18 protein-coding genes are annotated in these 21,868 nt (G+C 44.5%); 14 read left to right on the top strand and 4 right to left on the bottom strand.

Annotated elements, in window-relative coordinates; all coding sequences use genetic code 11:
* Positions 1 to 2: 2 nt before the first annotated feature.
* Positions 3 to 1,931: a threonine--tRNA ligase gene (thrS, locus tag R7M92_RS10695; RefSeq protein WP_005395892.1), complete on the bottom strand. Its 1,929-nt coding sequence runs from the start codon at positions 1,929 to 1,931 to the stop codon at positions 3 to 5.
* A gap of 403 nt (positions 1,932 to 2,334) precedes the next feature.
* Between thrS and R7M92_RS10700 the strand changes: the two genes are divergently transcribed.
* Positions 2,335 to 3,312 (top strand): DUF3187 family protein, encoded by a 978-nt coding sequence (locus tag R7M92_RS10700; RefSeq protein WP_005377942.1) that lies wholly within the window; start codon positions 2,335 to 2,337, stop codon positions 3,310 to 3,312.
* A gap of 6 nt (positions 3,313 to 3,318) precedes the next feature.
* On the opposite strand, the gene R7M92_RS10705 is transcribed toward R7M92_RS10700, so the two are convergent.
* On the bottom strand, positions 3,319 to 4,062 hold the full coding sequence (locus tag R7M92_RS10705) for a sporulation protein (RefSeq protein WP_005377943.1): 744 nt from the start codon (positions 4,060 to 4,062) through the stop codon (positions 3,319 to 3,321).
* A 248-nt stretch (positions 4,063 to 4,310) separates the two neighbouring features.
* Between R7M92_RS10705 and hutC the strand changes: the two genes are divergently transcribed.
* The 6 genes from hutC to R7M92_RS10735 all read left to right on the top strand — a co-directional run bounded on the left by hutC (position 4,311) and on the right by R7M92_RS10735 (position 11,789).
* The gene (gene hutC, locus R7M92_RS10710) at positions 4,311 to 5,018 is read left to right on the top strand and encodes a histidine utilization repressor (RefSeq protein WP_005385493.1); all 708 of its coding nucleotides are present in this window, start codon (positions 4,311 to 4,313) and stop codon (positions 5,016 to 5,018) included.
* A 129-nt stretch (positions 5,019 to 5,147) separates the two neighbouring features.
* Positions 5,148 to 6,398: an imidazolonepropionase gene (gene hutI / locus R7M92_RS10715; protein WP_005377945.1), complete on the top strand. Its 1,251-nt coding sequence runs from the start codon at positions 5,148 to 5,150 to the stop codon at positions 6,396 to 6,398.
* 1 nt (position 6,399) lies between these two features.
* Positions 6,400 to 7,410, top strand: coding sequence for a formimidoylglutamase (gene hutG / locus R7M92_RS10720; RefSeq protein WP_262606582.1), 1,011 nt, complete (start codon positions 6,400 to 6,402; stop codon positions 7,408 to 7,410).
* Between the two features lie 73 nt (positions 7,411 to 7,483).
* On the top strand, positions 7,484 to 9,181 hold the full coding sequence (hutU, locus tag R7M92_RS10725) for a urocanate hydratase (RefSeq protein WP_318133350.1): 1,698 nt from the start codon (positions 7,484 to 7,486) through the stop codon (positions 9,179 to 9,181).
* 11 nt (positions 9,182 to 9,192) lie between these two features.
* Positions 9,193 to 10,728 carry a histidine ammonia-lyase gene (gene hutH, locus R7M92_RS10730; RefSeq protein ID WP_017634855.1) on the top strand — a complete coding sequence of 512 codons (1,536 nt, stop codon included), beginning with the start codon at positions 9,193 to 9,195 and terminating at the stop codon, positions 10,726 to 10,728.
* Positions 10,729 to 11,063: 335 nt separating this feature from the next.
* On the top strand, positions 11,064 to 11,789 hold the full coding sequence (locus R7M92_RS10735; RefSeq protein WP_017821813.1) for a DUF3581 domain-containing protein: 726 nt from the start codon (positions 11,064 to 11,066) through the stop codon (positions 11,787 to 11,789).
* Positions 11,790 to 11,899: 110 nt separating this feature from the next.
* On the opposite strand, the gene R7M92_RS10740 is transcribed toward R7M92_RS10735, so the two are convergent.
* Positions 11,900 to 12,361 carry a methyltransferase family protein gene (locus R7M92_RS10740; protein ID WP_262606583.1) on the bottom strand — a complete coding sequence of 154 codons (462 nt, stop codon included), beginning with the start codon at positions 12,359 to 12,361 and terminating at the stop codon, positions 11,900 to 11,902.
* A gap of 73 nt (positions 12,362 to 12,434) precedes the next feature.
* On the bottom strand, positions 12,435 to 15,470 hold the full coding sequence (locus tag R7M92_RS10745; RefSeq protein ID WP_256902860.1) for an FAD-binding and (Fe-S)-binding domain-containing protein: 3,036 nt from the start codon (positions 15,468 to 15,470) through the stop codon (positions 12,435 to 12,437).
* Between the two features lie 263 nt (positions 15,471 to 15,733).
* On the opposite strand from R7M92_RS10745, the gene R7M92_RS10750 reads away from it, so the two are divergent.
* The 7 genes from R7M92_RS10750 (at position 15,734) to R7M92_RS10780 (ending at position 21,719) form a co-directional block, all read left to right on the top strand.
* Positions 15,734 to 16,414 carry a DUF3334 family protein gene (locus R7M92_RS10750; RefSeq protein ID WP_005388843.1) on the top strand — a complete coding sequence of 227 codons (681 nt, stop codon included), beginning with the start codon at positions 15,734 to 15,736 and terminating at the stop codon, positions 16,412 to 16,414.
* Positions 16,415 to 16,622: 208 nt separating this feature from the next.
* Entirely contained in the window at positions 16,623 to 17,318 is a 696-nt protein-coding gene (locus R7M92_RS10755) for a DUF2786 domain-containing protein (protein WP_005377954.1), read from the top strand.
* Positions 17,319 to 17,535: 217 nt separating this feature from the next.
* Entirely contained in the window at positions 17,536 to 18,195 is a 660-nt protein-coding gene (locus R7M92_RS10760) for an OmpA family protein (RefSeq protein ID WP_005377956.1), read from the top strand.
* A gap of 76 nt (positions 18,196 to 18,271) precedes the next feature.
* Complete coding sequence (locus tag R7M92_RS10765; RefSeq protein WP_318133352.1) at positions 18,272 to 19,246, top strand: J domain-containing protein; 975 nt, start codon at positions 18,272 to 18,274, stop codon at positions 19,244 to 19,246.
* A gap of 177 nt (positions 19,247 to 19,423) precedes the next feature.
* Positions 19,424 to 19,606 carry a hypothetical protein gene (locus tag R7M92_RS10770; protein WP_005377960.1) on the top strand — a complete coding sequence of 61 codons (183 nt, stop codon included), beginning with the start codon at positions 19,424 to 19,426 and terminating at the stop codon, positions 19,604 to 19,606.
* Positions 19,607 to 20,018: 412 nt separating this feature from the next.
* Positions 20,019 to 20,411 carry a SulA-like leucine-rich domain-containing protein gene (locus R7M92_RS10775; protein ID WP_017820828.1) on the top strand — a complete coding sequence of 131 codons (393 nt, stop codon included), beginning with the start codon at positions 20,019 to 20,021 and terminating at the stop codon, positions 20,409 to 20,411.
* 204 nt (positions 20,412 to 20,615) lie between these two features.
* Positions 20,616 to 21,719 carry a phosphoribosylaminoimidazolesuccinocarboxamide synthase gene (locus tag R7M92_RS10780; protein WP_005377963.1) on the top strand — a complete coding sequence of 368 codons (1,104 nt, stop codon included), beginning with the start codon at positions 20,616 to 20,618 and terminating at the stop codon, positions 21,717 to 21,719.
* The last annotated feature ends 149 nt before the right edge of the window (positions 21,720 to 21,868 follow it).

Consider the following 21,868-nt stretch of genomic DNA (forward strand, 5'->3'; position numbering starts at 1 on the left):
GCTTATTCCTCCAGATTGAGCTTACGGCTAGAGATCTCGTCTTGGATGTATGCAATAAAATCATCCACTTTAAATTTACCAAGATCTTTACCTTTACGAGTACGCACTGCAATTTCGCCAGCTTCCATTTCTTGGTCACCAACAACAAGCATATACGGTACACGCTTCAAAGTATGTTCGCGGATTTTAAAGCCAATCTTCTCATTTCTCAAGTCCGCTTTAGCTCTAATTCCACTTTTTTGTAGTTTTTGTACTATTTCTTGAACATAACCTGACTGTTTATCAGTAATGTTCATAAGAACTGCTTGTTCTGGCGCCAACCAAGTTGGGAAGAAACCAGCATATTCTTCGATAAGGATACCGATGAAGCGCTCTAGTGAACCTAGAATCGCACGGTGAATCATTACCGGTACAAGACGTTCATTGTTTTCACCTACATAAGTTGCACCTAAGCGACCTGGTAAGTTGAAGTCTAGCTGGACAGTACCACACTGCCACGCACGGTCTAGACAATCGTATAGTGTGAATTCAATCTTAGGACCGTAGAACGCACCCTCGCCTTCTTGAATTTCGTATGGGATATCCATCGATTCAAGAGACTGCTTCAATGCTTCTTCAGATTGATCCCAGATTTCATCTGAACCTACACGTTTCTCTGGACGAGTAGACAGTTTCACTACGATGTTGTCGAAACCAAATGTTTGGTACGTATCGTACACCATCTTGATACAGTTTGTTACTTCTTCTTGAATTTGGCTCTCAGTACAGAAAATGTGAGCGTCATCCTGAGTAAAGCCACGTACACGCATAATACCGTGTAGTGCACCAGATGGTTCGTTACGGTGACATGAGCCAAACTCAGCCATACGTAGCGGTAGGTCGCGGTACGATTTTAGACCTTGGTTGAAGATCTGTACGTGACCTGGACAGTTCATTGGCTTAATCGCGTATTCACGGTTCTCAGAAGAAGTTGTGAACATTGCATCAGCGTATTTGTCCCAGTGCCCAGAGCGTTCCCAAAGAACACGGTCCATCATAAGTGGACCTTTCACTTCTTGGTAACCGTACTCATCTAGCTTAGCGCGGATGAATACTTCTAGATCACGGAAGATAGACCAACCATTGTGATGCCAGAACACCATACCCGGTGCTTCTTGCTGCATGTGGAATAGGTCTAGTTGCTTACCAATCTTACGGTGATCACGCTTCGCCGCTTCTTCTAGGCGAGTTAGGTGCGCTTTCAGTGCTTTCTTGTCGTGGAAAGCCGTACCGTAGATACGTTGAAGCATTTTGTTGTCGCTGTTACCACGCCAGTAAGCACCTGCAACATTCAGCAAAGTGAAGTGTTGACAGAAGCTCATGTTAGGAACGTGAGGACCACGACACATGTCGATGTATTCTTCATGGTGGTAAAGGCCTGGACGATCATCACGAGATACGTTTTCGTCTAGGATTTCCACTTTGTATGGTTCGCCACGTGATTCAAACGTATCACGCGCTTCCTGCCAGCTTACTTTTTTCTTAACCACTTCGTACTTGGTTTTCGCTAGCTCTTTCATACGCTTTTCAATCTTTTCAAGATCTTCTTGCGTTAGAGATTCGTCTAAGTCGATATCGTAGTAGAAGCCATTGTCGATGGTTGGACCGATCGCCATTTTAGCTTGAGGGTAAAGCTGCTTAAGAGCGTGACCAAGAAGGTGAGCACAAGAGTGACGAACGATTTCTAGACCGTCTACTTCATCTTTAACTGTGATGATTTCAAGGCTTGCGTCTTCTTCAATTAGATCACACGCATCAACGCGGTTACCGTTTACACGACCAGCGATAGTTGCTTTTGCAAGACCAGGACCGATCGATTGCGCAACTTCCATAGTAGAAACTGGGTTGTCAAATTGACGCTGACTGCCGTCAGGAAGAGTAATAATAGGCATGCTATGTCCTTTACAGTGGTGTTGCACACCAAGCAACACATGTTATTCAAATTAGAAGCTATTTGTTGAAAATAGTTGAGAGTCAATAAAGGCCTCTCGGTAACACGAATACCGGACCGTTATCGAAAATGGGATTGTACCTAGCTCACATTTAGAATGCAAAGCGCGATTTTGTTTTGTCATAAGAACTTAACCGCAGACCCGTCACGACAATCTGATCATGCTTTTTTAAGAGACCGCATAGCTGATGAATGGAATTGCCCCTCAATGAACTTACACAACAAATTACAATATCCCCTATTACGTGTGAACCGATACAAAGCCTAACACGCTGGGCGAGAGCTCAACGTGCGATTTAGGTATATAGTTGTTTTATAGAGTAGTTTGTATGTAGGTATTCATCATGGTCTATTTCAAATCGCGCTTTATGGTGCTTCTAAGCACCTCGATATGTTCTTTGCAAGCCTTCGCATCAAATGACTTATATGGCCCGCTGCGTTCTTACGCACAATCCCCAATGCAAGTGGTTAGTCACACCAACATACTACGTTCAGGACACAGTCTGCCCTCTGGTTTTGTCGAAGCCTATGGTTCGGGAACCGTGGCAAGTGTTTGGGCTCATACTGATGAATACGCACTGGATTATTACCACAATCAAATCGAATTAGGCAGCAAATGGCAAGTCAGCAACCGTTGGCAGTGGGAGCTCAACTATCGATGGGTCTTTGCCGCTGACAACCATTTAGATGGACTGACGAAAAGCTTCCATAAACTTTTCGGTATCGGACAAAATGGGCGGGATAAAGTAGACAGAGATCGTTTTTACATTTCAATGCCGCAATATGATGTGCTTGAAGATGATTTCGAAGGACAAACACTGGCCAATAACCTATCTACTTACTTACAGTATCAAGTGTTCCAAAATGAACATCACGGCCTATCGATTGGCGGCAGTTTGTATTTTAACGATGTGGCTCACGGCACTTTTCAAGGTAGCAGTTTCGAGCAAGGCTTCCAATTAAACTACAGCTACTTAAGTGATGCTCATGCATTTTATTCGATGATTGGCATGACTTTTCGATCGGATGACCGTGCCTTGCTCGATCTGCCCTATCGACATAATACGATTGCCATTGCGGGTGGGTACCGTTATGCCTTAGAAGATAACCATCACCTGATGTTGGAATATCATTGGTATCAAGGCTCAACAGAAGGGCCCACAGAGTTTGCTGATGCCTCTAATGAACTGGTATTGGGCTATCGATATCTAATGGAAAATTCAGCGCTTGAGTTTTTAGCCGTAGAGAACGCAAGAAACATGGATAACAGTACCGATATCGCTTTCACAATAGGATATCGGTACATATTTTCATCAAGTTGATGAGAGCTATAGATTTAGCGTTGGTGTAACTGCGGCAGCGACTTGAGCATCGGTTGCATTGATCGGCAACGTAAACGAGCGATATTGGTCACCAGCCAAGCTGAGCGAACGGTCAATCTCTGCCAAACAATGCATGACCTGCCCTTCCAGAATAAAAGAGAGCTCAATTTCTTTTGATGAGATAAAGCCGCTGTTACGGAACTCTAGCTCTTGATAAATACCAGAGCGAGAGGCAAACGAGCCACCGCGCAAAAAGCCTTTTTCAACATCGGCTTTAACCATAGTGAAGCCAGCTTGCTCGATCGCTTGAATAACCCGAGATGCTACTGGTAGTGGTTTCACTTCAATATAGTCACGGTCACGCGGGTCAATCGCAAAATCAATATCTAACGTCGTCTCGACCCAAACATGACATTGATTCTTAAGTGCGCTAACCGCAGTAATTGGTGTTTCGTCATGCAGTTTTAGCTCAAACGGAACCTGCTTTTCTTCATTAGGTTGAATCACAAAAGGGTCAACTGCTTTCAATTGATCAATAGTGAAGGTTTGGTAACTTACGCTATCATCCACTTCGACTTTCATTTCCGTGTTCAATTTAATCGTAATAGCATCAATTTGTTGTTCGACGTCTCCGCCTTTGATATGAACATGCCCTTTCAGCGTCGCTCCTTGAAACACGCTCATTTCGTCCAAAATGGTATCTACTTTTGCAGAGCCGATCCCCAGTGATGCTTTCAATTTTTTAAACATACTTTTCCTTTTTTAGCGATTTTTCTTCTAATAATCGTTTGTTTACACAATTGTTTTCTGCTGTGCAAGCAATAGACCACAAGAAAATGTTTGAATTCAATCATCAATCCAAATAATGCTCAGCAGCAAGAGTCATTCAGCTCTGCAATAGGGTTGCTCGGTCACTAAGCGGTACATTCGTCGAGAAATGTTTGCAATTTGTACCTAAATTAAGCAGTATTTGTATAGTCAAATAAAGGGAGATCATTATGTCTGCACCACTCTACATTCAAATTAAACAATTTATCCTGGATAAAATTGATGCTGGAGAGTGGGTAGTTGGTCATCGCATCGCCACCGAGATTGAGCTTACCGAGCAATTTGGTGTCAGTAGAATGACAGTGAACAAAGCAATTCGGGATTTAGTAAATGAGGGCCGATTACAACGTCGCCCACGCTTAGGCACGTTCGTGTGTGATCCTGGTGAAAAGTCAGAATCTCCCCTGCTAGACATTCGAAACATTGCCGAAGAAGTCAGCGATAGAGGGCGAAAGTATGGCAGTAAAGTGCTCAAACAGATTGCCATAAAAGCAGATGACAACATTGCGACAAAACTCGGCGTTATGCTAGGCACGACAGTGTTTTACAGTGAAATTATTCACTATGAAGACCAAACGCCGATTCAATTGGAGCTCCGCTGGGTGAATAGCCAATATGCCCCGAGTTATTTAAATCAAGACTTCACACAAATCACTCCAAATCAATACCTGTCAGATAATTGCCCACTCAGCGCGATAGAACATACTGTAGAGGCAATTGTGCCTGAAAGCCGTATTAAGCAAGACTTAAAAATGCAAGCCAATGAACCTTGCCTTCTCTTGAATCGCAGAACGTGGAGCCAAGATAAGTTAGTCAGTACCGCCCTACTTTATCACCCTGGTAACAAATATAAGCTGAGCTCAAAAGTGCTCATTTAAGGACAAGGTTTGTCCTCTAGATCTACGTTTTGATCACATTTTAGCAACATCAATCTTGTCAGTGTTCTTATTTTGCTCTATTTATTTGTATATACATTTAATGATACAAATAAACACAGGGACACAAACATGGATTTGCTGATTGAAAACGCACGTCTAGTTACCATGCAATCGGGAGAATGCGGATACCTTCCAACGCCTCCAGCGCGCATTGGTATTCAATCTGGAAAAATCGTTGCGATCAGTACTTGTGCCATTGGTGAAGACGCACCGCAAACCGAGTCTCTGCTGTCTGCCCAACATTACGCTCAGAGTATCGACCTTCAAGGCAAGTTAGTTCTGCCAGGTTTGATCGACTGCCACACTCATCTTATTTACGCGGGCAATCGTGCCAACGAATTTGAAATGCGCTTAAACGGCGTGCCATATCAAGAAATTTCCAAACAAGGCGGTGGGATACTTTCAACGGTGCATGCGACGCGTTCAGCAACCGAAGCGCAATTAGTTGAGTTAGCGTTGCCACGTTTAGACGGGCTACTCGCGAGCGGCGTCACTTCTGTCGAAGTGAAATCAGGCTACGGATTGACACTGAATGATGAAGTAAAAATGCTCCGTGCAGCCAAAATGCTTGAACAAGAGCGCAAAGTTAAAATCACCACTACACTTCTCGCCGCTCACGCCATTCCGCCAGAGTTCCAAGGTCGTGCAGATGATTATATTGAGCACATTTGTCAGGACATAATCCCTGTTGTCGCAAAGGAAGAATTAGCTACGAGTGTCGATGTTTTTTGTGAATCGATTGGTTTCAATCTTGAACAAACAGAAAAAGTGTTTGTAGCTGCAAAACGTCACGGCTTAAAGGTTAAAGGGCATACTGAGCAGCTTTCTAATCTCGGTGGTACAGCCCTCACTGCGCAATACAACGGTCTGTCAGCGGATCACATCGAGTTTTTAGATGAGCAAGGTGTTAAAGCACTTGCTCGATCAAACACTGTCGCCACTCTATTGCCTGGCGCTTTTTATTTTCTAAGAGAAACTCAGTTACCACCGATTGAGTTGTTGAGAGAGCATAACGTGCCGATGGCAATTGCTACGGACGTCAACCCAGGTACATCACCATTTTCTGATCTCACACTCATGCTGAATATGGCGTGCACACTATTTCGCCTTACACCGCAAGAAGCACTGCGTGGTGTAACGCAACATGCAGCCAAAGCTCTGGGTTATCAAAACTCACGTGGCGAAATCAAAGTAGGGTTTGATGCGGACTTCTCTATCTGGGATATCGAAAGCCCTGCGGATTTAAGCTATCAAGTCGGAGCAAAACGTCTGGTAGGTCGTATAGTAAATGGTGAATACATTTCACACGGAGGCCAATAATATGTCTCAATTCGACCTACACTCTCCCCTATTTCATTGGCAAGGCCGTCATGATGCCGAGGACGGCAAGCTTGGTCAGCGAATTCATCACGTTGTTCAACGCCAAAAAGCAGATGAGTTGAGTGCCGTTGCGCATGGCGTCTCATTACTCGGTTTTGCTACCGACGCTGGCGTTGCGAGAAACAAAGGACGCATTGGCGCGAAAAAAGCGCCTGACTTAATCCGACGAGCACTCGCTAATTTAGCATGGCACCAAGACGCCCCACTATATGACTTAGGTACTGTGGTGTGTGAAGACGACTTACTGGAAGAGAGCCAAGCTCTATGTGCAGCAACCATTTCAAGCGCACTGCCCCATACGCCAGTCATCGTGCTGGGTGGTGGGCATGAGATTGCGTGGGCCTCGTTTTCCGGCTTAGCGGAATATTTTAAAGCGCACCATCCAGAGAAGAAGCCTAAAATCGGCATTATCAATTTCGATGCGCATTTCGATTTGCGCGCATTCGAGAGTAACCTCGCCGACATAAGACCGAGCTCTGGTACACCCTTCAACCAAATTCACCATTTTTGTCAACGTAACGATTGGGACTTTCATTACGCTTGTATTGGTGTAAGCCGCAGTAGCAACACTAAAGCGCTATTTGAAAAAGCAGATGCGTTAAATGTTTGGTATGTAGAGGACAATCAGCTCTGCTACTTAAACCACAGTTATCACTTAACTCAGCTTCAGCATTTTATTGACGACTGTGACTACCTCTATTTGACTATTGATCTGGATGTATTCCCTGCTGCAACCGCACCTGGAGTCAGCGCACCAGCAGCTCGGGGAGTGAGTTACGACACAATTGCCCCCTTTTTAGATCGAATTCTTCATTACAAAAATAAGTTAATGCTGGCTGATATCGCCGAATACAACCCAAATTATGACTTCGATAGTCAAACAGCACGATTAGCTGCCCGTTTGTGTTGGGATATCGCCAACGCAATGGCGGAAAAACAGCACAAACCATAATGCATCCCAGATGCCACTGATTATTACGACCAAGCAAGTACTTGGTCATCACGAGAAACTAAAGGAGTCTGAAATGACACAGCGCCAGGGACAAGATCCACGACTTGATACAAGCAGAACAATTCGTGCACCTCACGGAGATAAACTGCACGCAAAATCTTGGCTAACCGAAGCCCCTCTTCGTATGCTGATGAACAACCTTGATCCTGATGTTGCAGAACATCCACATTCACTGGTTGTATATGGCGGCATTGGCCGAGCAGCGCGAAACTGGGAATGTTACGACAAGATTGTTGAAGTACTTGAAAGACTCGAAGATGACCAAACGCTTTTAGTTCAATCAGGCAAGCCTGTTGGTGTTTTCCCTACCCATAAAAATGCTCCACGCGTGCTTATCGCAAACTCAAACCTTGTTCCGCATTGGGCAAACTGGGAACACTTCAACGAGCTCGATAAACAAGGCTTGATGATGTACGGCCAAATGACCGCTGGCAGCTGGATATACATTGGCTCGCAAGGTATCGTACAAGGCACATACGAAACGTTCGTATCTGTTGCAAAAAAACACTTTGACGGTGAAGCAAAGGGCCGTTGGATTCTAACAGGTGGTCTTGGTGGCATGGGTGGTGCTCAACCTCTCGCTGGTACAATGGCGGGCTTCTCCATGATTGCAGTAGAGTGTGATGAATCACGTATCGATTACCGCCTACGTACAGGCTATGTCGATAAGAAAGCGACTTCTTTAGATGAAGCGCTAGCTATCATTAAAGAGTCAGACACACCAGTATCGGTTGGTCTACTAGGTAATGCAGCAGACGTTTTCTCTGAGCTAGTAGAACGTAATATCACGCCTGATGTCGTAACAGACCAAACGTCTGCACACGACCCGCTCAATGGCTATTTACCACAAGGCTGGAGCATGTCTCACGCAGCAGAAATGCGTTTGCAAGATGAAGCAATGGTCGTAAAAGCAGCGAAAAAATCCATGGCTGTGCAAGTTCAAGCGATGTTAGAGCTGCAAAATCGCGGCGCCGCAACACTCGACTACGGTAACAACATCCGCCAGATGGCCTTGGAAGAAGGCGTAGAAAACGCATTTGATTTCCCTGGCTTCGTTCCAGCCTACATTCGTCCTCTATTCTGTGAAGGTATCGGTCCTTTCCGTTGGGCTGCTCTCTCTGGCGATCCTGAGGACATTTATAAAACCGACCAAAAAGTAAAAGAGCTAATTCCAGATAATCCGCACTTACATAACTGGCTAGATATGGCTCGCGAACGCATCCAGTTCCAAGGTTTACCTGCGCGTATTTGCTGGGTTGGTCTTAAAGATCGTGAGCGTCTTGGTCAAGCATTCAACGAAATGGTAAAAAATGGCGAACTTAAAGCGCCCGTTGTCATTGGTCGAGATCACTTAGATTCTGGCTCTGTAGCAAGCCCGAACCGTGAAACCGAAGGTATGATGGACGGTTCTGACGCCGTATCAGACTGGCCATTATTAAACGCGCTACTCAACACGGCGGGCGGCGCAACTTGGGTTTCACTGCACCACGGTGGTGGCGTAGGTATGGGCTTCTCGCAACACTCAGGTATGGTTATCTGCTGTGACGGCAGTGAAGATGCCTCACAACGTATTGCCCGCGTGCTGCATAACGACCCAGCAACAGGCGTGATGCGTCATGCTGATGCGGGATACGATATCGCTAAACAATGTGCAGCAGAGCAAGGGCTAGATTTGCCAATGCTCAACGAAGAACTGAAGAAGCTCAAGTAAGGATGAAAGAGATGTTAAATTTAACGCTAAAGCCAGGTCATATTAGCTTAAACGAACTACGCCAAGTGAGCCGTTCACCAGTCAACCTTACTTTGGATCCTGAAGCCATTCCGGCCATTGAAGAAAGCACACAGGTCGTAGACCGAGTCATCGCGGAAGATCGAACGGTTTACGGAATTAACACTGGTTTTGGGCTATTGGCTAACACACGAATAGCACCAGAAGATTTAGAAACACTGCAACGCAGTATCGTTCTTTCTCATGCGGCAGGTATCGGTGAGTTTATGTCAGATGAAACGGTTCGTCTGATGATGGTATTAAAAATCAATAGTCTGTCTCGTGGCTTTTCTGGGATTCGCCTAAAAGTCATTAATATGCTGACCGACCTAGTCAACGCACAAGTTTACCCTTGCGTACCTAAAAAGGGCTCTGTTGGCGCATCAGGTGACTTAGCTCCTCTAGCCCATATGAGCACAGTATTACTGGGAGAAGGGCAAGCTCGCCACAACGGTAATATCATTTCCGGGCAAGAAGCATTAAAAATCGCAGGTCTAGAGCCTATCACTCTGGCGCCAAAAGAAGGCTTAGCGCTACTAAATGGGACTCAGGCATCCACAGCGTTCGCATTGGAAGGCCTGTTTATCGCGGAAGACCTTTTCGCGTCAGCAACCGTTTGTGGTGCAATGTCTGTTGAAGCCGCTCTCGGCAGCCGACGTCCATTCGATCCGCGCATTCACCGTGTACGTGGTCATCGCAGCCAAATGGACGCAGCACTCGCATACCGTCATTTGTTAGACACATCGAGTGAAATAGGTGATTCGCACACTAACTGTGAAAAAGTACAAGACCCGTATTCTTTGCGCTGTCAGCCTCAAGTGATGGGTGCGTGTTTACAGCAAATCCGCAATGCGGCGGAAGTATTACAAGTAGAAGCGAACTCCGTATCAGATAATCCGTTGGTGTTTGCTGAAGATGGTGACATCATCTCTGGCGGTAACTTCCACGCGGAGCCTGTTGCAATGGCAGCCGACAACCTAGCACTTGCGATTGCCGAGATCGGCAGCTTGTCTGAACGTCGTATGGCATTACTTATCGATAGCGCGCTATCAAAACTGCCACCGTTCTTAGTCGACAATGGTGGTGTGAACTCTGGTTTCATGATCGCTCAGGTGACCTCTGCTGCGTTAGCAAGTGAAAACAAAACGCTCGCTCACCCAGCGTCAGTAGACAGCTTGCCAACATCTGCAAACCAAGAAGATCACGTCTCAATGGCAACATTCGCGGCTCGCAGATTGAAAGAAATGGGCGAAAACACTCGCGGTATTCTGGCTGTCGAATACCTCTCAGCAGCACAAGGCCTAGACTTTAGAGCGCCAAACAAGTCCTCTGAGCGTATTGAGATTGCGAAACAAATGTTGCGTGAAAAAGTATCGTTCTACGATAAAGATCGCTACTTTGCTCCAGACATTGAACAGGCAAATACTCTGCTTAAGCTGGCTATTCACAACACGCTCATGCCAGAGAGCTTGTTACCAAGTGTTCAATAACCAAGCATAACTGGCATTTCATCGAATAAACAGATAATGACTTGAAGGCTCTACGTTCAGCGTGGAGCCTTTTTACATACGATTAAACATGTTGATGGCACTATTTATGAACGCCTGTCTACTTTGATGGCTATACTTTAAAAGATAGGCGAGCGAAAAGGTCGTTGTTTATTGTTTTCACAAATAAAAGCGTTGCTAAAGTATGCGTTTTTAACGGTTTATCCGCCGAAATAGTGTCTTATTGTTAGGATACGGTGAAGTTTTCACTGGATGGACCATTGCTACGCAGATATTCGCATATAATCCCACACAGTTTTGGTTACTACGTAAAAATTATGTTTCTAACACCTTATTTTTCAAACACTAATCACCAGTTTCAGTTCACTCGCGAACAAGCAAGCCACTTTGCAAAACGTGTCGCAGGTGACTACAACCCAATTCATGATGAAGACAACAAACGCTTTTGTGTCCCTGGAGATTTACTTTTCGCTGTGCTTCTTAGTAAAGAAGGCGTTAGCCAAAAGATGCGTTTTAACTTCTCTGGCATGGTAAACGATGGTGTAGCACTTCATATTGAAAATAAGTGTGACAAAGAAAGCGCTGTTGTTGACGAGGCAGGTAAAGAATACTTACACATGTCCCGTGAAGGTGAAACTAACCACGATCCGGCATTTATTGAGCATGTAGTGACAAATTACGTGCAATTTTCTGGTATGAACTTCCCTCACATCATGGTTCCTCTTATGGAAGAGAAGCAAATGATGATTAACTGCCAGCGTCCATTAGTTATTTATGAAAGCATGGAAGTCGAATTTTCACGCTTAGACCTTACGCATCCAGAGGTGGATTTCACTGGCGCAACATTCGACGTAGAAGGAAAACGAGGTGTAGTCACCTTAAACTTTGCGTTCAAAGAAGACGGTGAAGTCGTTGGTAAAGGTATTAAGCGCATGGTTGCAAGTGGCTTGAAGCCATATGACCAAGAAGCGGTTGACGACCTTGTACGCCGCTTTAATGAACGTAAGGATGCATTCCTAGCAAAGTTCGTTAAGGCAGCCTAGTCGACTGCCCTATCAGAAGCGCACAAAAAACGTGTTTACTAAAAGAAAGCCCAACGTCGACCGTTGGGCTTTCTTTTTATGTCTCATCCAAACAAAACTAAACGCAATGTTTAGAGCCAACGACGAACATGGTTTTTATAATCCACATACTCTTCACCAAACAATCGCTCTAAAACGCGTTCCTCAGGCTTGATTTGAAACCGATTCATATAACTGACAAATATCACGCCACAAAGCACCACACTCAAGTGCTGCCACCACAAACCAGTTGCTATGATTAGAAGCAATAATGCCGTGTACATAGGGTTGCGTGAAAAGGCAAACACACCAGTTCTTACAACAGAAGATGCCGCTTCAGGTTTTACTGGGTTCACTGTGGTTTTTACTTTGCGAAATTCATACACGCCAGCAATGCCCATGTAGCCAGACAACAAAGTTAATACACCTACTACAAATTCAACAAAGGGTACTCGAATGTTCATGCTCGGCGTCAAAACTTTAAGTCCGTACATCAAAGGTATGACTAGCAAAAACACCACAACAGGTGGGACTTTGAGTTCAAGTTTTCTCAAGATTCATATCCTTTGAAAGGGTCTAAATACGGTTTCTAAAAAGCCCAGTAAAACTGGGCTTGATTTAGTCCGATTACAACAAAGTTAACAGCGCCTGAACGGGATGCTTGGGCTTCGTTCCTTCAAAGCGTTTAACTTGGCTGCGGCAAGAATAGCCTGTAATCAAACATCTCTCGTTATCCAACTTATCTAAGCTCGGCTTCCAGCTTAAATTGTAAATGTCTTTCGACATCGACAACTTATCAACCTCATGACCAAACGTACCCGCCATACCACAACAACCAACAGGTACCGTATTCAAAACTGCACCAAAGTGAGCAAAAATAGCGCCCCACTCTTTTTCCGCATTTGGCATTTTGGTTTTCTCAGTACAGTGAGCAAACAGATACCAAGGTTCCTGCGCCTTATGCTCTCCGCTTTCAAACGCTTCTAGTCTTGGGTAAAGCCATTCGTGGGCTGTTAGTACATCGAAATTACCTCGCTTACTGCCAAGCACTTCAGCGTATTCATCTCGATAACACAGCACCAAAGCAGGATCGACGCCAACTAATGGGATATCCAAATCCGCTACCATCGCCAAGAACTTCGCTGTGTCGGCTGCTGTGTCCTTAAACTGACGTAAAAACCCTTTAATGTGTTGTGCTTTACCATTCGGCTTAAACGGCAGAAGCACCGGATTCATACCCAGCTTTTTCAATAACTTAACGAAGTCTTCAACGACATCAGCGTCGTAGTAACTAGTGAATGGGTCTTGAACAATTAAAACATGCTTGCTCTTTTCAGACGAAGACAAACCACTGAGCGCTTGCAGATCATAAGGCGTTGTCAGCGACTCTACTCGTTGTTTCAAGGTGGGTACTGATAACAACGGCGCATCGACATACCCGACCGTAGATGCCGTTAAACTTTTCACCCACGACTGCTTCAAAACACCATTTACGACACCTGGCGCTTTCGCCATCATCGGCAGCATAGTCTCAATGTTGGCAACCAGATAGTCTTTTGCAGGACGTTGGTAACGAGAGTGATAGATGTTTAAAAAGCGCGAGCGAAAGCTCGGAACATCGACTTTAATCGGACACTGACTCGCACACGCTTTACACGCCAAACAACCATTCATCGCTTCATACACTTCGTGAGAGAAGTCATACTCGTGACGACGATTGATAGAATGACGTACGCGGTCAATCATGGTTTTGATTGATGTTTTGTTTTCTAGTGTTTGCTTTTCTAAGTCAAGAATATCAATGCCTTGCTCAGTAAGCTGACGCAACCACTCGCGAACCAAACCCGCACGACCTTTCGGTGAATGACGACGATCGGCTGTTACTTTCATCGATGGACACATTGGCGAGCTGGTATCGTAGTTAAAACACAAACCGTTACCGTTACATTCCATCGCTTGTTTAAAGCTGTCACGTACTTGAACGTCAATCTGACGGTCATAGTAACCACGTTTGGTATCGGTAACTTTGACAAGCTCTGCATCACTATCCAGCGGTGTACAGATTTTGCCCGGGTTCATTTTGTTGTGTGGATCGAATGCCGCTTTCACACGTCTCAGTTCAGTAAACAACTCATCACCGAAAAACTCAGGGCCATATTCTGAACGGAAACCTTTGCCGTGTTCACCCCACATCAAACCGCCGTATTTCGCCACCAGCTTAACCACTTCATCAGAAACTTCGTGCATCAATGCTTCTTGGTGCGGGTCACACAAATCCAACGCAGGACGTACGTGAAGCACCCCAGCATCGACGTGACCAAACATGCCGTAATTCAGAGACTTGCTGTCTAACAGTTCTCGAAACTCCACAATGAAGTCCGCCAGGTTTTCTGGTGGCACACAAGTATCTTCAGCGAATGCGACCGGTTTAGCACGACCTTTTGCTGCGCCTAACAAACCCACCGCTTTTTTACGCATGTTGTAAATACGCCCAATGCTCGCTACATCGTTACAAACTTGGTAGCCGATAATGCCCGCTTCTTCTGTTTCCAACATGGTATCGAGCTTGGCGGTCAATGCTGCAACCTGAGCAGCAACTTCCTCTTCGTCCTGACCTGCGTATTCCACCATATTGATGCCAAGCATCTCTTTATTTGGAACATCGGTAAGTAAATCGCTCACGGTGTGCCAAACGATATCTTGCTTCGCGAGATTAAGCACTTTTGAGTCAACGGTTTCTACAGACAACGCCTTCGCTTCTACCATAAACGGTGCATTACGCAGTGCCGAATCAAAGCTGTTGTATTTAACGTTAACCAAAGTACGCGCTTTCGGAATTGGCGTCAGGTTAAGCTTCGCTTCGGTAATGAATGCCAATGAACCTTCAGCGCCGCACAGTACTCGTGTGATATCGAAACGGTCACCGTCTTCATTCAAGGCATTTTTTAAATCGTAGCCCGTTAAAAATCGGTTAAGAGGAGGAAACTTATCTACGATCTGCTGGCGTTTTTCACGACATACGGATTCCGTTACACGTAGCGCCTTGGCAGCAAACTCGCCTTCTTTTGGGTAACCATGAGACAAGTCCGACTCTAAAATTGAACCATCAGCAAACACCGCTTGTAGCGACAAAACATGATCGGATGTTTTTCCGTATTTCAGAGAACCTTGACCAGAAGCATCGGTGTTGACCATGCCGCCAATCGTTGCACGGTTACTGGTAGATAAGTCTGGAGAGAAGAAGTAGCCATAAGGGCGAACAGCGTCATTTAACTGGTCTTTCACTACACCAGTTTGTACACGAACCCAGCCTTCTTTCTCATTAATCTCAAGCACTTTGTTCATGTGACGAGACATATCCACCACAATACCTTTGGTTAGCGACTGACCATTGGTCCCTGTGCCGCCACCACGAGGTGAAAAGGTAATTCGTTCGTACTTTTCTTTATTGCTCAGTTTCCCGAGGAGAGAAACATCTTCTGTCGTTTTGGGATGAACGACAGACTGAGGAAGTTGCTGGTAAACACTGTTGTCAGTGGCAACCGCTAGTCGGCTTGAATATTGGCTTTCGATATCGCCAGTGAATCCGGCGTGCTCAAGCTCTTTCAGAAAACTAAGAACAAGAGGATCGACATCAGTTTGCGAGTGTAATCTTGGTAACATTTGCTTCCTGCCCCTACGACGCTGATCCGATCAGCTGCGGGTTGTGTAATTATTTGCTCACTTCTCATACAAATTGGCGCTAAGCGAAAAAAAACACCACAAAAGAGTTAGTGAAGTAATACTCTTTGAATTTCGTCACTTTACAACATTTAAAAAGACGAGCAAATCAGAATCTCGATACAATAATTAAACTTATGCTTTATTTTTTCACGCTTGATGCCTTACATTGGGGAACGAATCGCGTTTCTAGATGAGTTTTCAGAATGAAAAAAAATAAAATTGTGACCACTGAAGATATCCTTCTCAAACTTTGCCAGTCTGTTTCTGGCGTACTTACTTCGGCGACATCTTCTCAAGTAAATTATTCAGCAATGGTGCAAAAAATCCACAAGACTAGCCTCAAACCAGATTTTGGCTGTTTTGTTCTGTTTGATGGCGGATTTACCGGGCTAGTTGTGATTAATTTTACGGCAAAAGCCGCACTGGAGATCTACACCAACTACATGCGTAATATGGGCATGCCAGAAGAAGAGCTGGCAATATCTCATACTTCTGACGAGGTAGGCGATGTTCTGGGTGAACTCATGAATCAACTGGTCGGAGACTTCACTAATAAAATTCGTAAAGACCTGCAAACGAACATCACACAAAACCAACCAAAAATGCTGGCGCTGAATAAGCAAGTTATCTTACAAGTTGATACCAACCTTGACCGCCCTCAAGCGCGCAGAGTGACGTTCTCCACCGAAAACAACAATATTTTCTATCTCGAGCTAGCAATGGATAAAACTGAGTTCATCCAACTGGAAGAGTTTGAAGTTGCTGAAGACGAAAACCCAGACGACATTTTAGAGGCAACACGTAAACAGTTGGCTGAGAAAGAATCTAAATCGTCGGGTTCAAACGATGATGCCGATGACTTGCTCAACCAGCTCGGGTTGTAATTCTAACGAATCTTAATGAAGAATGGCTTCTTAGACACAAGTACGACTTCATACTGATTACGACGAACTAAAACGCCAGCCTCGCTTAATGCGAGGCTTCTTTTTATGTGCAGAAATTATCTTCAGTCCCACCTTGTATTTCGTTTTTATGTCAAAAAAGGTAATATGTCTGACTTCATAAATTTTCTGCTTTCGTTACTGGTTGTCGATGGATAAACAAAAAGCTCTGAAAAAAATCGCCAAGTGCTTAGAACTGGGCAATTCCGCTAATGTTAATGAGGCTGCCAATGCTATCAAAATGGCACATCGCCTCATGCTTAAATATGGTCTCGATAAAGACGATATTGAGTTCATCAGAATGGGAAAAACACAATCTTCTCATCTGCTACCAGCGAACATCAGTTCTACCATATTGCGAGTGATTCGCGGCATTAACACAAAATTCGGTGTCGAAGCAGTATTGTTGAATCACAAAGGGCTCAAACGTGTCGAATTTATCGGTGAAGCAGATCGCGCTATTTTTGCTGCATTTGCTTTCGATATTGTTTATCGCGAGATGAACGAAAGTACCGGACAATTCCGAAACAGCTTTGCTGGCACAGGCACCTCTTCTCAGGAAGTGACTCGCCGTGTGAACTCATTTGTATCTGGCTGGGTGGAAGGCGCGATTGAAAAATTGCCAATTATTTCTCCAGATGAAGAGTCGGCCAATAAAATTAATGACTATATTGATAAAGAATTCCAAAACATTGACCGCGAAACGTTCAAGAAGCAATTGAAAGAAGCGATGAAAAACCTAACTGAAGACTACGAAGTGGGCTTAAAGAAAGGTAGAAAGGTTTCAGTTAACCGTGGAGTGGGCGGCGAACAAGCACGCAAAATGTTGGGCGATTCATCGAAATAGCCAGGATAGTAAAGGATTCACATAAGCAGCAATGACTTCGATGTCTATGGGGCTTACTTTGAGAGCTTTGGCAGTATTGATAGGAATTTTCTTACAGAAACTCTTATCAATCTTACTTTCTCATAACAAATATTAATGCTTGTTTATTCATAATTCGCATCCCATTATGAGGCATGGTTTCGCCTCAGTTTTATACGGAGATTTTCCCTTGAAAAAGATGCCTATTGCACTAGCTCTAGTGCTAGCTCTTACTGGCTGTCAAGCCACTCAACGCCAAAATGCAACAACGGGTGAATACGAAACTAACTCCACCACGCAAGGCGCGCTTATTGGTGCGATCGCTGGCGCAGCAATCGGCCTAGCAACGGGTGATGATGCTAAAGAACGTCGTCAGCATGCACTCATTGGTGCAGCCGCAGGCGGAGCGACTGGCGCTGGCGTTGGTTACTACTTTGACCAACAAGAAGCGGAATTACGTCGCGCTTTGCTAAACTCTGGCGTACAAGTTCAGCGTGTTGGTGAAAATCAGCTTTTACTGCGTATGGAAAACGGTATCGGCTTCTCTTCAAGCTCTTACCAGCTTGATGCTAGTATCCATAATACTCTACGCGGTGTTGCTCGCATCCTAGTTGAGTACCCAGATACCAGTCTCGTTATTGACGGTTACACGGATAGCACAGGTAGTGAGTCATACAACCAAACGTTGTCAGAGCGCCGTGCAGAGTCCGTACGTCAATTCCTAGTATCTCAAAACGTTGCACCTGGTCGTGCAATTGCACGCGGCTACGGCGAACGTAACCCAATTTGCTCAAACCAAACTTCTGAAGGTCGTGCGTGCAACCGTCGTGTTGAAATCCAGATCTTGCCACTGAAGTAATTTGGTTGCACCATAACGGTAATAATAAAAAATTACCGGAGCAGGCCTAACCATTATCGTTAGGCCTGACATATTAATGTCTGTCAAAACGTCTGCCCTACTCTGCTTATTTAGCCTCAGCTTTTCTGGCTACTCACTTGCCTCTCAAGCTCCAAATGACCCCATCGAACAATACGAGTACGCACAACAATTATTGGCATCAAACGAAGCTGAAGCCTCACCAGAAACACGCTACTGGCTAGAGCAATCCGCCAACCAAGGTTACCTCCCTGCGCAAAAACAGCTCGCGAACGACTTTGCTAAAGGGATAAATGGCGAAAAAAATGAAACACAAGCGTTATATTGGCTAACCTCTATCGCACTCAATGACCCAACCGATCGTGGCTTTCTTCTCGCCGATTTTATTCAGCGCAATCCAGGTAAGGTCACAACTTCTCAATTGACTGAAGCCTTGTATCAAATGGCTTCTCAGCATAATCCAGCAGCAGAACAAGCTTATAATCAACTGTTAGAGCTGCGCTTCAACCAACTACGAGCTAAACAAGTCTCGCAAATAAAGTCGCTCGATAAAAAAGCAGAGCAAACACAAGAAGAGAAAAGCACAGTTGCAACCCCCAAAGTAAAACACTCGCAGTTTCTATGGCTGATTTGGCTAGCGGCGATCCTCATCATCAGCGGCTTAAGTTTCCTCGCGATCAAAAAACTTAAGCAGAATAGAAAAGCGCGTGAAGCCAAAGAGGAAAGCCAAAATCAACGAATGGCGGAAAAAATAAAAGAGCTAGAGTTTACGAACAAGCAACTGAAGCGTCAGTTAGAGAAAGTATTCAGAGAATTTAAGAAACCCAAAACTCAGGCAGAAAACCATAAGCTAAGCGTCGCGTGTGCTATGTTTGGCTACACACCACAAACCATCCCTGATTTACAGGCAATCAAGCTACGCTATAGACAATTATCAAAGCTTTATCATCCTGACACAAGGGGCAGTGAAGAAGAAATGAAGCGACTCAATCATGCCTTTAAGCTCGTCTCACAAAATGTTACAAAACAGTAAAAATAGGTCAGGATACTTTGGCTGCCATGCTTTTATTCCCATATAATCAAGCACCGCAATCGATCTCCCTCTCAAAGAAATTAACAGACATTTAACTTAAGTCGCGCTTTTATGCCATAATGCCCGGCGCAAAATAACACCTAACGACTCAAATTAATCTAGGTGGGGAGAAAATCAATGTTCACTGAAGAAGGCACCTGTGATTGGTGTAAAAAACCTAGTCTTGTAACTCGTCACGATTATTTAGATGGCAAGCACCACTACTCATGTAAAGCTTGTTACGATATGGCGAAAATCGACGTGCGCCTATTTAACCAAGGCGAATTGCAAATGCGCGAACGTTTGCAACGAGCGAGCTAAGCAAGACGGAATCAATGGAACTGATTTTCAAAAGCGCCTTTTATAAGGCGCTTTTTTGATCGCCCAAGCCTATTTCCAATCTCTATCTCGTATTCCCTCCTATCCTACATAGCATGTCGCATCGGCTATCAGCCCTCTTCCACTGTATACAAACCACTGTCCGTGAAAAACACCTGTATATACAGTAGTAAACCCCTGTATGTCTCTCGTCCAACTTTCTACTCACCTCACATTTTTAAATTGATGTTAGACATATCAGAAATGAAAAATAAACAAATAAATTCAATTACTTAAAGTAAAATCCTTTTATTTCCTTTTCAAAAAACCGCAAATAACTTTTGAGAAACTGGTTGATCAGGTCGCCAAAACAAACTACTGTATACACATACAGCATGTATAAAGGAACAGTAAGATGCAGTTACAAAGTCAATCTCATACATACTCTCGCTACAACGTATTGGCACAAGCAACTAAGCCCATGGCCGTTTCGGATCAGCTTCTATCTAAGCTGGCTGTTTTATCGCAGCAGAAACAATGGATTTTGTTTACAGCAGACTGCCCTCGTCCAGACTTTGAACAACTCACTGCTTCTAATATTTGCTGTAAAAACGTTATTCAAATGAAGCCCTCTCAACAGCTTTCAGAAGTCGAGATCGTGATAAAAGCCATCCGATCAGGTAATGCCAGTGCTGTTGTCGCATCCAATAAAATTGCACTTATGAATCAATCTATGCTGCGCGACGTGGCGCAGCGCTATCAGTGTGAAGTCTTTTTCGTCGAAGGCAGAGTTAATAAGTACCACTAATAAGTTCGACGTTATCTATCCTGCATCTCGCCTCCTTTTTAAGGGGGCATTTTTTTGTATTAAAGAAAACAGGCAAACGTTTGCTTTTTCTCTGGCGAGTTAAAATAGTTCTGGTATGATGCCCACATTCGATTTATTCAGCGCCCACATTTTGCTGAATATCTTCTCTTTCTGACGTTTGATTAAGATGATAGGAATGTCGCAATGAGCCTTGCTAATCAAGTACTTGCCGTCAATGACGACCTGCCAATTCGCACCCATAAACCCGTTCATAGTGGAAAAGTTCGTTCAGTTTACTGGTTAACTGAAGAAGACAGCGCCCGACTGATCAAAGAAAAAGGATACAATGTCGCTCCAGATGCGCCTTTGGCTATCATGGTGATTAGCGACCGAATCTCTGCATTCGATTGTATTTGGCATGCTGAAGGTGGTCTTAATGGTGTCCCGGGTAAAGGGGCTGCGCTTAATGCGATTTCTAATCACTGGTTCAAACTGTTCAAAGAAAATGGCTTAGCAGATAGCCATATTCTAGACATTCCTCACCCATTTGTTTGGATTGTACAAAAAGCCAAACCGGTAAAAATCGAAGCCATCTGCCGCAAATACATCACGGGTTCGATGTGGCGCGCTTACGCAAATGGCGAGCGCGAGTTTTGTGGAATCCAACTTCCTGAAGGGTTAGGAAAAGACAAAGCACTGCCAGAGTTGCTAATGACCCCATCCACAAAAGGCATTCTAAAAGGCATTCCCGGTGTGCCAGAAGCGGATGACGTAAATATTACTCGTCAAAACATCGTAGACAACTACGAAGCATTTAACTTCTCAAGCGCTGACGATATCGCACTCTACGAAAAATTGCTGAAAGAAGGCTTTAACGTTATCAGCCAAGCGTTAGAAGAAATCGACCAAATCTTTGTCGATACCAAATTCGAATTTGGTTATGTTCATGATGCTGCTGGCAATGAAAAGCTGATTTACATGGATGAAGTGGGTACACCAGACTCGTCTCGTATATGGGATGCTAAAGAGTACCAAGCAGGTCACATCGTAGAGAACTCAAAAGAAGGTTTCCGCCAGTTCCTACTTAACCACTTCCCTGACCCAGATATCTTGCTAAACAAAGAACGTATGCCTGAGCGCGAAGCTCTCGCTCGTGATAATGCTTTGCCCGTCGAATCTTTGATGGCGATTTCGAGCACTTACATTGGTATTGCCGAGAAGATTACAGGCAAGCCGATTCATTTGAGTGAGAATCCGAAAGCGGAAATCATCGAGGTTCTGAGCAAAGAATACGGATTGATTGACTAGCACTGTCGCTAGATTGCTAAATGCTTTCCAATAAAAAGTCCGCACTAGCTTGCGGACTTTTTTCGTATTAGGTGTGCCGTCCTAAATAAGGTTGACACTTTCCACCCCCAAAATTGGAGAGTGTTATGAAATCAACAACTAAAAGAACT

This window comes from Vibrio sp. Vb2880, assembly GCF_033337975.1.
GTDB lineage: Bacteria > Pseudomonadota > Gammaproteobacteria > Enterobacterales > Vibrionaceae > Vibrio > Vibrio alginolyticus.